7 protein-coding genes and 1 tRNA gene are annotated in these 10,733 nt (G+C 73.4%); 4 read left to right on the top strand and 4 right to left on the bottom strand.

What is annotated here, in order from left to right:
* A partial coding sequence (gene pepN / locus QZX64_RS08560) for an aminopeptidase N (protein ID WP_295658389.1) occupies nt 1–2,134 on the top strand: 2,134 nt, incomplete at its 5' end.
* A 240-nt stretch (nt 2,135–2,374) separates the two neighbouring features.
* On the opposite strand, the gene QZX64_RS08555 is transcribed toward pepN, so the two are convergent.
* From QZX64_RS08555 to QZX64_RS08540, 4 genes are all read right to left on the bottom strand, one after another.
* Nucleotides 2,375–3,346 carry a ribose-phosphate diphosphokinase gene (locus QZX64_RS08555; protein WP_366558533.1) on the bottom strand — a complete coding sequence of 324 codons (972 nt, stop codon included), beginning with the start codon at nt 3,344–3,346 and terminating at the stop codon, nt 2,375–2,377.
* A gap of 45 nt (nt 3,347–3,391) precedes the next feature.
* On the bottom strand, nt 3,392–4,864 hold the full coding sequence (gene glmU / locus QZX64_RS08550) for a bifunctional UDP-N-acetylglucosamine diphosphorylase/glucosamine-1-phosphate N-acetyltransferase GlmU (protein ID WP_295658386.1): 1,473 nt from the start codon (nt 4,862–4,864) through the stop codon (nt 3,392–3,394).
* Nucleotides 4,865–4,907: 43 nt separating this feature from the next.
* Nucleotides 4,908–4,986 (bottom strand) — tRNA-Gln (locus QZX64_RS08545).
* Between the two features lie 179 nt (nt 4,987–5,165).
* The gene (locus QZX64_RS08540) at nt 5,166–6,281 is read right to left on the bottom strand and encodes a glutamate--cysteine ligase (RefSeq protein ID WP_295658384.1); all 1,116 of its coding nucleotides are present in this window, start codon (nt 6,279–6,281) and stop codon (nt 5,166–5,168) included.
* A gap of 70 nt (nt 6,282–6,351) precedes the next feature.
* Between QZX64_RS08540 and QZX64_RS08535 the strand changes: the two genes are divergently transcribed.
* The 3 genes from QZX64_RS08535 to QZX64_RS08525 are packed head-to-tail and all read left to right on the top strand — an operon-like array spanning nt 6,352 to nt 10,675.
* Entirely contained in the window at nt 6,352–7,461 is a 1,110-nt protein-coding gene (locus QZX64_RS08535; RefSeq protein ID WP_295658382.1) for an ATP-dependent DNA ligase, read from the top strand.
* Nucleotides 7,458–7,997, top strand: a complete 540-nt coding sequence (locus QZX64_RS08530) for a hypothetical protein (protein WP_295658380.1) — start codon at nt 7,458–7,460, stop codon at nt 7,995–7,997. Before QZX64_RS08535 ends, QZX64_RS08530 begins: the two co-directional genes overlap by 4 nt.
* Nucleotides 7,994–10,675 (top strand): stealth conserved region 3 domain-containing protein, encoded by a 2,682-nt coding sequence (locus tag QZX64_RS08525; protein WP_295658379.1) that lies wholly within the window; start codon nt 7,994–7,996, stop codon nt 10,673–10,675. The genes QZX64_RS08530 and QZX64_RS08525 overlap by 4 nt, the downstream gene beginning before the upstream one ends.
* Nucleotides 10,676–10,733 lie beyond the last annotated feature (58 nt).

Below are 10,733 nucleotides of genomic sequence, written 5' to 3'. Positions count from 1 at the left end.
CGGCGACGGCATGCACACCTTCACCGACCCCGCCGACGGAGAGTCCTACGTCTCGGCGTACCTCGGCATGGACATCGCCCACCACGTCTTCGCCTGCTTCGACCAGCCGGACCTCAAGGCGCCGCTCGCGGTGTCGGTGACGGCTCCCGAGGGCTGGACCGTCGTCGGCAACGGCGTGGGCACCGCCGAGGGCGGCCGGTGGACCTTCACGACCACCCCGCCGGTCTCGACGTACCTCTTCGTCGTCTGCGCCGGCCCCTGGCACTCCGTCACGTGGGAGCACGCCGGACTGCCCTTCGGCTGGCACGCCCGGCGCTCCCTCGCCCCGCAGCTCGACCGCGACGCCGAGCTGCTGCGCTCGATCACCGAGGCGTGCTTCGACCACTACACGCAGACCTTCTCGCCGCCGTACGCCTTCGACTCCTACGACCAGGTGCTGGTGCCCGAGCACAACTGGGGAGCGCTGGAGACGCCCGGCGCCGTCACCTTCCGCGACGAGCTGCTCTTCCGGGGTGAGCCGACCCCGATGCAGCGCCTGTCCCGCGCCAGCGTGATCGCGCACGAGATGGCGCACATGTGGTTCGGCGACCTCGCCACCTTCGTGTGGTGGGAGGACTCCTGGCTCAACGAGTCGTTCGCCGACTACATGGGCTACCAGGTGGCCGCCCGGCGGGCCGGCGAGCCCGACGCCTGGGCCTGCGTGGCGCTGGGCCGCAAGACCACCGGCTACCGCGCCGACGCGCGGCGGTCCACCCACCCGGTGGCCGAGGACGCCGAGTCGATGGTCGACGTGGACACCGCCTTCGGCAACTTCGACATGATCACCTACGCCAAGGGCAACGCCGTGCTGCGCCAGCTCGTGACCTGGCTCGGCGAGGACGCGTTCCTCGCCGGCGCCAACGCCTACCTGACGGCGCACGCCTTCGGCAACGCCACGCTCGACGACTTCCTCTCCGCCCTGGACGCCGTCTCCGACCGCGACGTCCGCACCTGGGCCGAGCAGTGGCTGCGCGCGACCGGCTTCGACACGATCCGGGTGAGCCGCCGCGGTGACGTGCCCGTGCTCCGGTGCGAGGGGACGCGCGTGCACCGCTTCACCGTCGCGGCGTACGACGACAGCGGCGCGCCGGCCGGGAGCCGCCTGGTCGACCTCGGTCCCGATCCCGTCGAGCTCGCGGAGTACGCCGGCCTCGCGGTGCTGCCGAACGCCGGGGACGAGACCTTCGCGGCGATCGAGCTCGACGAGCAGTCGGCGGCGTTCGTGCAGGCTCACCTCTCCGCCGTCGACGACCCGCTCACCCGCGCGGTGACCTGGTGGGGCGCGGTGTCCTCGACCCGCGCCGGCTCCCTGGCGACCGGCGACCTCCTGCGCCTGGTCGCCCGGCACCTCGCCGCGGAGCGGCACCCCATGGTCTTCGAGGGGGTGCTCGGGCTCACCCTCGACACCGTGGTCACCCCACTGCTGGCCCCCGGCGAGCTCGCCGCGGCCGAGGAGGTGGTGGCCGCGGCGTGCACGCTCGCGCTGGCCGGATCCCCCGACCCGGCCCTGGCCATCGCGGCGGTGCGCGGGCTCGCCCGCACCACGACCGACCCCGAGCTGCTTCACGAGTGGCTCGCCTCCGGCAGCCCCGACGGCCGCGAGCTCGACCGCGACCTGCGCTGGCTCGTCGTACGCCGGCTGGTCGCCCTGGGCGCCGACCCCGCGCTCGTCGAGAGCGAGCTAGCCGCCGACCCCTCGGCCTCCGGCCGGCTGGGTGCACGCGCCGCCCGGGCGGCCGTGCCGACGACGGAGGCGAAGGCGGCGGCCTGGGCCGAGATGTACGCCGGGGAGCCGTCCAACCGCGAGTTCACGGCCACCTCGTCGGGCTTCTGGGCCCGCGGTCAGGCCGAGCTGGTCGCGCCGTACCTCCAGCGGTACGTCGCCGAGGCGCCGGCCGTCGCCGAGCGCCGCGGCCAGGCCTACAGCCAGGTCGTGGGCAACGCCTTCCCGTTCCTGCCGCTCGAGACCGCCGACCTCACCGCGCTGCGCGACGCACTGGCGGCCCGGGTGGAGGAGGGCGTCACGACGGTGCTGGCGCGCACCTGGAGCGACCGGATCGACGACCTCGACGTGGCCCTGGCCCTGCGGGGGTGACGCCGCTCGGTGCACGCGTCCCGCCTCGTTCCACCGCCGCGGATCTCCCTCCACCCCCGCGGATCCCGACGCGCCCGCCGGCTCGCCCGCGGGGCTCGCTCGATCTCCCGCCCGGACGCGTCCCGCCTCGTTCCACCCCCCGCGGATCTCGACGCGCCCGCCGCGGGCTCGCGGGCTCGCCCGCGGGGCTTGCTCGATCTCCCGCCTGGACGCGTCCCGCCTCGTTCCTCGGCGTGACGCTCAGGCGTGACCGTCGAACATGCTGGTCACGGAGCCGTCCTCGAACACCTCGCGGATCGCGCGCGCCAGCAGCGGCGCGATCGAGAGGCAGGTGAGGTTGTCGAACATCTGCTCGTCGGAGAGGGGCAGCGTGTTCATCACGATGACCTCGGTGGCCGAGCTGTTCTTGAGCCGGTCGACCGCGGGGCCCGAGAGGATGGGGTGGGTGACGGCGAGGACCACGCCGGCGGCTCCCTCGGCCATCAGCGCCTCGGTGGCCTTCACGATCGTGCCGCCGGTGTCGATCATGTCGTCGACCAGCACGCACATGCGGCCGCTGACCTCGCCGACGACGCGGTTGGCCACGGACTCGTTGGGACGGTCGGTGCGGCGGGTCTTGTGGATGAACGCCAGCGGGGCGCCGCCCAGGCGGGCCGACCAGCGCTCGGCCACCTTGATCCGGCCGGCGTCCGGCGACACGACGGCGAGCCGCTGGTCGCCGTACTTCTCGCGGACGTAGTCGGCCAGGATCGGCAGCGCCATCAGGTGGTCGACGGGGCCGTCGAAGAACCCCTGGATCTGGTCGGCGTGGAGGTCGACGGTGATCAGCCGGTCGGCGCCGGCGGTCTTGAAGAGGTCGGCCATCAGGCGGGCAGAGATCGGCTCGCGGCCGCGGTGCTTCTTGTCCTGGCGGGCGTAGCCGTAGAACGGCATCACGACGGTGATGCGCTTGGCGGACGCGCGCTTGAGGGCGTCGACCATGATCAGGTGCTCCATGATCCACTCGTTGATCGGAGCCGTGTGGCTCTGGATCACGAAGGCGTCGCAGCCGCGCACCGACTCCTCGTAGCGGATGTAGATCTCGGAGTTGGCGAACTCGTAGGCCGACTGCGGGACCAGCCCGCTGCCCAGGAGGTCCGACACCTCCGCCGCGAGGTCGGGGTGTGCCCGACCGCTGAAGACCATGAGGTTCTTCTCGGTGGTCCGCTTCATTCCGCTCACGGTGCCTGGCTCCTCGTTCGGGGGTGAGAGTGCCGCTCAGGATTGTGTCTCACCGGAGGGCGGAGTCCCAACCCCGGGGTCCACCTGCCGTTCACCCGCCGGTCGACCCGCCGCCGCAGCCGCCTGCGGCGTGCCCGGTCGCTTGCGCTCGGCCCAGTCCTCGATGTTGCGCTGGGGGCCGCTGCTGACCGCCAGCGCCCCGGGGGGCACGTCGCGGCGCACGACGGTGCCGCCGGCGGTCCCGGCGCCGTCGCCGATGGTCACGGGCGCCACGAACGTGTTGTTGGACCCGGTCCGGGCGTGCCTGCCCACGGTGGTGCGGTGCTTCGCGACCCCGTCGTAGTTGGCGAAGATCGTGCCGGCCCCGATGTTGGTGCCCTCGCCGATCTCGGCGTCCCCGACGTAGGAGAGGTGCGGCACCTTGGCGCCGACGCCGATCACGGCGTTCTTGGTCTCGACGAAGGTGCCGATCTTGCCCTCGGCGCCGAGCCGGGTGCCGGGCCGCAGGAACGAGAACGGGCCCACCGTGGCGCCCTCGCCGATCACGGCGAGCTCCGCGTGGGTGCGCACGACCCGGGCGCCGGCGCCGACCTCGCAGTCCTTGAGCGTCGTGTCGGGCCCCACGACGGCGTCCTCGCCGACGACCGTGGCCCCGAGGAGCTGGGTGCCCGGCAGGATCGTGGCGTCCTGGCCGAGCACCACGTCGGCGTCGATCCAGGTGGTGGCGGGGTCCATCACCGTGACGCCTTCGCGCATCCACCGCGTGACGATGCGGTCGTTGAGCAGCCGGCCGAGGTGGGCCAGCTGGACGCGGTCGTTGGCGCCCTCGGTCTGCGTCACGTCGGTGATGGTGTGCGCGCCGACGGTGAGGCCGGCCTCGCGGGCGATCCGCACCGTGTCGGTGAGGTAGTACTCGCCCTTGGCGTTGTCGTTGCCGATGCGGCCGAGCGCCTCGGTGAGGAACTCGGCGTCGAAGGCGAGGATCCCCGAGCTGATCTCGCGGATCGCGCGCTGCTCGTCGGTGGCGTCCTTCTCCTCCACGATCGCCTCGACGTCGCCCTCGGCGGTGCGGACAATACGGCCGTAGCCGAACGGCTCCGCCAACAGCCCGGTCAGGATGCTGACGGCGCGCTGGGCCGCCTCGTGCTCGGCGGCGAAGGCGCGCAGGCTCTCCCCCTCGAGCAGGGGGGTGTCGCCGGCGGCGACGATGACCGTGCCGGTGGTGGGCCCGGCCGCTTCCAGCGCCACCCGGACGGCGTGCGCCGTACCCTCCTGCTTCTCCTGCACCGCGAGCAGCGCGTGCGGCACGAGCTCCTGGATGTGGGCGCCGACCTGCTCGCGCTGGTTGCCGACGACCGCCACGATCCGCTGCGGCTCCATCGCCCGGACGGCGGTCAGCACGTGGCCGACCATGGAGCGCCCGCCGACCGGGTGCAGCACCTTCATCGTCTTGGACCGCATGCGGGTGCCCCCGCCGGCCGCCAGGACGATGACCGTGAGGTTCTCCATGCTCCCGCCTTCCCCGTGCCTTCGCGCGTCGCCGCGCACCGTGCTCCCCGGGTAGGAGTCGAACCTACGTCGCTAGTCCTGATTCAAAGTCAGGCGGGCCCTGCCGGCAGACCAACCGGGGAATGGTCGGCCCAACCCTAAGGCCCCGCCTCGGCGGGGCAACCACACCCGGCAGACCAACCGGGGAAGGGTCGAACCCGCGGTCCCCGGCGAGCTTGGCACTGGTGCCTCGCGGTTCGTACCCGTTGCAACGGGTACGAACCGAGGCGATCCCCGGATATCCGGGGATCCCAACCCCCCGTCACTGCAGGTCCGCCACCACCGAGTCCACCACCGCCACCCAGTCGGAGCCGGTGGCCTCGGCGATCCGCCGCTGCCGCTGGTACGACGCGCCGCGGCGCGGGATCTCCTCCACCAGGGCCAGGTCGGCCTCGCACCCCAGCCGCCGGGCCACGGGGGCGAGGCGCTCGAGGAGGTCGGTGAGGTCGTCGAGGAGCAGCCGCTCGTTGGACCGGTCGTCGAGGATGATCCAGGCGTCCAGGCCGTAGCGGGCGGCCCGCCACTTGTTCTCCTGCACGTGCCAGGGCGGCATCGTGGGCAGGGTCTCGCCGGCGTCGAGGCGGTCGCCGAGGTCGGCGACGATGCAGTGCGTGAGCGCGACCAGGGCCCGCATCTCGTCGTACGTCGAGACGCAGTCGCTGATGCGCACCTCGACGGTGCCCAGGTGCGCGGCGGGGCGGACGTCCCAGCGGATCTCGGTGACGTCCTCGATGACGCCGGTCTTCAGCAGGTCGCCTGCGTACGCCTCGAACTGGTCCCAGCGCTCGAACTGGAACGGCAGCCCCGCGGTCGGCAGCTGCTGGAACATCATCGCCCGGGTGCTGGCGTAGCTGGTGTCGAGCCCCGACCACGCCGGCGAGGAGCAGGAGAGCGCCAGCAGGTGGGGGTAGTGGTTGAGCATGGCCGAGACGATGGGCACGACGTGCTCGCGGCGCACCCCCACGTGCACGTGCACGCCCCAGATCAGCATCTGGCGCCCCCACCACTGGGTGCGCGAGATCAGCTCCTCGTAGCGGTGGCCCGGCGTGAGCTGCTGCTCCGACCACTCCGCGAAGGGGTGGGTGCCGGCGGCGTACAGGTCGGCGCCCAGCTCGCGGGCGATCGGGCGCACCTGGTCGACGAGGCCGCGCAGGTCCTCGATCGCCTCCCCGCTGTTGCCGCAGATCCGGGTGGTCAGCTCGATGCTGTTGCGCAGCAGCTCCCGGTGCAGGTGCGGGTTCTCCCCGTGCCGGGCGAGGTAGATCTCGAAGACGGGGTCGGCGGCGTTGACCAGGTCGCGGGTCTGCCGGTCGACGAGGGCCATCTCCCACTCCACGCCGAGGGTGTCGCGTTCGGAGCTCGCGAAGTCGATGGCCACCCGACGATCGTCCCAGAGCGGCGTGGCAGGCGCTCCACCGCAGGCGACGAACGGCGCTACGGTTCAGCGCATGGACCTGCCCGTCATGCCGCCCGTCCAGCCGATGCTCGCCAAGCCGGTCAAGGGCGTGCCGACCGACGGCGGCCACAGCTTCGAGCCCAAGTGGGACGGCTTCCGCTGCCTGGTCTTCCGCGACGGCGACGAGGTGGAGCTGGCCAGCCGCAACACCAAGCCGCTCACCCGCTACTTCCCCGACCTGGTGGCGGCGGTGAGGGAGCAGCTGCCCGAGCGCTGCGTGCTCGACGGCGAGATCTTCGTCGCGCTGAGCACCCCCGGCGGTGGGGAGCGGCTTGAGTTCGAGAGGCTGCAGGAGCGGATCCACCCGGCCACGTCGCGGGTCGACATGCTGGCGCGGGAGACGCCCGCCGGCTTCGTGGCCTTCGACCTGCTCGCCCTGGGCGACGAGTCGTACCTCGACCGGCCGTTCTCTGAGCGCCGGGCCGCCCTGGAGTCGGCCCTCGCCGGCCTCGCGGGCCCCTGCTACCTCACCCGCACGACCACCGACCCGGCCGAGGCGACGGAGTGGTTCACCGAGTTCGAGGGCGCCGGGCTGGACGGGGTCATCGCCAAGCCGCTCGCCGCGCCGTACTCCCAGAACGTCCGCACGATGCTGAAGGTCAAGCACGAGCGGACCGCCGACGTCGTGGTCGCCGGCTATCGGGAACACAAGACCTCGACGCCCGAGAGGCCGCTGCTCGGCAGCCTGCTGCTCGGCCTGTACGACGACGGAGAGCTCCAGCACGTCGGCGTCAGCGCCAGCTTCACCGCGGCCCGGCGGGCGTCGCTGATCGAGGAGCTGCAGCCGCTGGTGTGCCCGATCCAGGAGCACCCGTGGGGCCGCTGGCAGGAGTTCCTGACCGCCAACCCCGACCGGGTGCCCGGCACCCAGAGCCGGTGGAGCGCCGGCAAGGACCTCTCCTTCACCCCGTTGCGGCCCGACCTCGTGCTCGAGGTGAAGTACGACCACATGGAGGGCCGACGGTTCCGGCACACGGCCCAGTTCAAGCGCTGGCGCGCCGATCGGGACCCTCGCTCGTGCGGCTACGAGCAGTTGGAGGAGCCGGTGTCCTACGACCTCGGTAGGGTGCTGGGCGCCGACACGAAAGGTGGCGCACGATGAGTGAGACCTATGCCGTCGTCCTGCTGGTGGAGCAGGCCCTGACCCCCGCCGACGCCGCCCAGGTGCACTCACTGCACGAGGGGCTCGACGAGCCGGTGACCTACCACGTGCTGCTGCCGCTGGAGGACGCCTCCGCCCGCGTCGAGGCCGCCATGGGGTCGCTGGCCGCCGGCGAGGTGATGGCGTCGCCCGCGATGGCGCCGGGCGAGGTCGACGTCGACGCCGTGCGTCAGGACTGCAAGGACCGCGCCGACGAGGACCTCGCGGCCACGCTGGCGTCACTGGCCGCCTCGGGGGCGGCCGCGACCGGCGAGGTGGTGAGCAAGTCCCCCGTCGAGGCGCTGGTCGACAAGGTGGGCGAGGTCGACGGCAACGAGGCGATCATCCTGACCCGGCCCCACGTCGTGGCCGAGTTCTTCCACGTCGACTGGACCTCCCGCGCCCGCCGCAGGCTGGGCGTGCCGATCCTGCACCTGCTGGAGCACGAGAACTTCGACGAGCAGGCCGGCGGCGGCGAGGGCGTCACCGGACTGTGAGGGTCGTCCCCCGCCTGCGGCGCCCCGGAGCCCGCCGCGGGCAGCTGAGCGTCGCCTTCCTCGTCCTCAACCTCGACGGCATGGGCGGCACCTCCCGCTCGGCGATCACCCAGGGCAACGCGCTGTCCCGGCGCGGGCACCGGGTGCGGCTGGTCAGCGTGACGCGCTCGGCCGACGCCCCGCACTACCCGATCGACGCAGGTGTGGCGGTCGACCACCTCCTCGACGTGCGCAGCCGCTCCGACGGGCAGCCCGGCCCCCGCCCCTCCGCGCTCGTGCCCGCCCGGTGGGACGGCCAGTTCGACGCCGACATGGACGCCGTGCTGCGCGAGCACCTGCCGCGGCTCGAGGCCGACGTCCTGGTCACCGTCACTCCCGCCCTGCTGTCGCTCGCGGTCCAGCTCGCCCCGGCGGACGTCGCCGTGGTCCACCAGGAGCACCGCTCCTCGGCCGACCGTGTCGGCGGCATGGAGCCGCTGCTCGCCTTCGCCCCTCGCGCCGACACCGTCGCGCTGCTCACCGAGTCGGCGGCCACGTGGCTGGCGCACGAGCTGGGGCCGGTCGCCCCCCAGCTCGTCGTCATGCCCAACCCGCTGCCGCAGACCCCGCAGCCACGGTCCGCGCTCGACTCGCGCATCATCGTCTCGGCCGGTCGCATCGTGGCCGAGAAGCAGTTCATCCACCTGGTGCGCGCCTTCGCCGAGATCGCCGACGCCCGGCCTGGCTGGCGGCTGCGCATCCTCGGTGAGGGGCCGCTGCGGGGCGAGCTGGCGGCGTACGCCGCGAAGGCCGGCCTCGCCGACCGGGTCGAGCTGCCCGGTGCGGTCAGCGACATGGCCGCCGAGTGGGCCGCCGCGTCGGTCTGCGCCCTCACCTCCCGCACGGAGGGCCTTCCGCTGGTCATCCAGGAGGCCATGTCGGCGGGCGTGCCCGCGGTGACCTACGACTGCCCCTCGGGCCCGCGCGAGCTGGTCGAGCACGACGTCAGCGGGCTGCTGGTCGCCGCGGGCGCCAAGGCGGGCCTCACCGCCGCCCTCTCCCGCATCACCGGCGACGAGACCCTGCTGCGCCGGCTGGGCGAGGGCGCCCACCGGTCGTCCCTGCAGTACGACGCCGACGCCGTGGCCGCCCGCTGGGAGCCGATCCTCCGGCAGGCCGTGGCCCGGCACGCATCCGGCGAGCCCGCCCCCCGGTGGCCGCACCCGCACACCCGCGAGCGGGGCGGCACCGTCTCGCCCGCCTCGCCCGGCACGCCGGAGCAGGCGCGGGCGAGCGCCTTCGCGACCGTGGTCCGGGCTGCCGAGGCAGCCGGCCCGGGCTGGTTCGTGATCCCCGAGCACGAGCGGTTCGTGCCCACCGTGGTCGTGCCGGCCACGCGACGTACCCCCTTCCTGGAGGCGCTGCAGGCACCCGAGCACCTCTCCCTGCGCGACCCCGGCGACCGTGGCTGGCCCGAGCGCCGGCTTCCGGTTCCCGAGATGGTCGCCCGGGAGCGCCGCGCCATGACGCCCCGGCTCGTGCTGGAGCCCTGGCCGCGCGGCGAGGGCGGGCGGCGCACGCACCTCGGCGAGCACTGCGGGGTCGAGATCGAGTTCTGGGACCCCGCCGGGGACGGCACCCTCGTCGCGCCACGCCGCAACGCCCACGTGCAGCGGGCCGGCCCGCCCGACACCACCGTGCGCGTGCTGGAGCGCGAGGTGCCGTCGTACTCGCTGGTCACCGGGGCGAGCGTCGATGAGTGCCGGTTCCCCGTCGACGTGGTCTACACGTGGGTCGACGGCGACGACGACGCCTGGAACGCCGCCCGCGAGGCACGGCTGGGCGAGGTGGGGAGCGACCACGCCCGGCGGGAGTCGAGCGGGCGCGCCCGGTTCCGCAGCCGCGACGAGCTGCGCCACTCGATGCGCAGCGTGGACCTGTTCGCGCCGTGGGTGCGCACCATCCACCTCGTCACCGCCGGCCAGCGTCCCACGTGGCTGGCCGACCACCCCAAGGTGCGGGTGGTCGACCACCGCGACATCCTCCCCGAGGACGCGCTGCCCACCTTCAGCTCCCAGGCCATCGAGACCGCCCTGCACCGGGTGCCCGACCTCGCCGAGCACTTCGTCTACCTCAACGACGACGTGTTCCTCGGCCGTCCGGTGCGCCCCGAGCTCTTCTTCTCCCCGGGCGGCGACGTCGCCGCGTTCGTGAGCGACGGGCTCATCGGCGAGCCCGGTCCCGACGCCAAGCCGTTCCTCCAGGCCGCGCTCAACAACCGACGGCTGCTGCAGGAGGCGTTCGGCGTCACCATCACCCACGTGATGGCGCACTCCCCGCACCCCCATCGGGTCTCGGTGCTGCGTGAGATCGAGGCGCGGTTCGGGGCGGCCGTCGGCGCCACCGCCCGTGCGCCGTTCCGGTCCGCCGGCGACGTCTCGCTGCTGTCGTCCCTCGCCCAGCACTACGGCCTGGTCACCGGCACCGCGTTCCGCGGCGCGGCCGCCCACGCGTTCGTCGACCTGGCGAACGCCCGGATCGAGCGCCAGCTGCGCCAGCTGCGGGCGCGCGACAACGACTTCTTCTGCGTCGGCGACCACCACGACTTCGCCGTCGACGCCGACGAGGTCGACGCCCTCCTGGCCGAGTTCCTGGAGGCGTACTTCCCGGTCGCGGCGCCGTGGGAGCGGGGTAGTTAGGCGCGAAACGGTTGCGGAACGGCGTCGCGGACAGCCATTTCGCACCTGACTACCCCGG

The sequence above is a fragment of the uncultured Nocardioides sp. genome (genome assembly GCF_902805925.1).
In the GTDB taxonomy this organism is placed as follows: domain Bacteria; phylum Actinomycetota; class Actinomycetes; order Propionibacteriales; family Nocardioidaceae; genus Nocardioides.
This window is presented reverse-complemented; position numbering and strand designations above follow the sequence as displayed.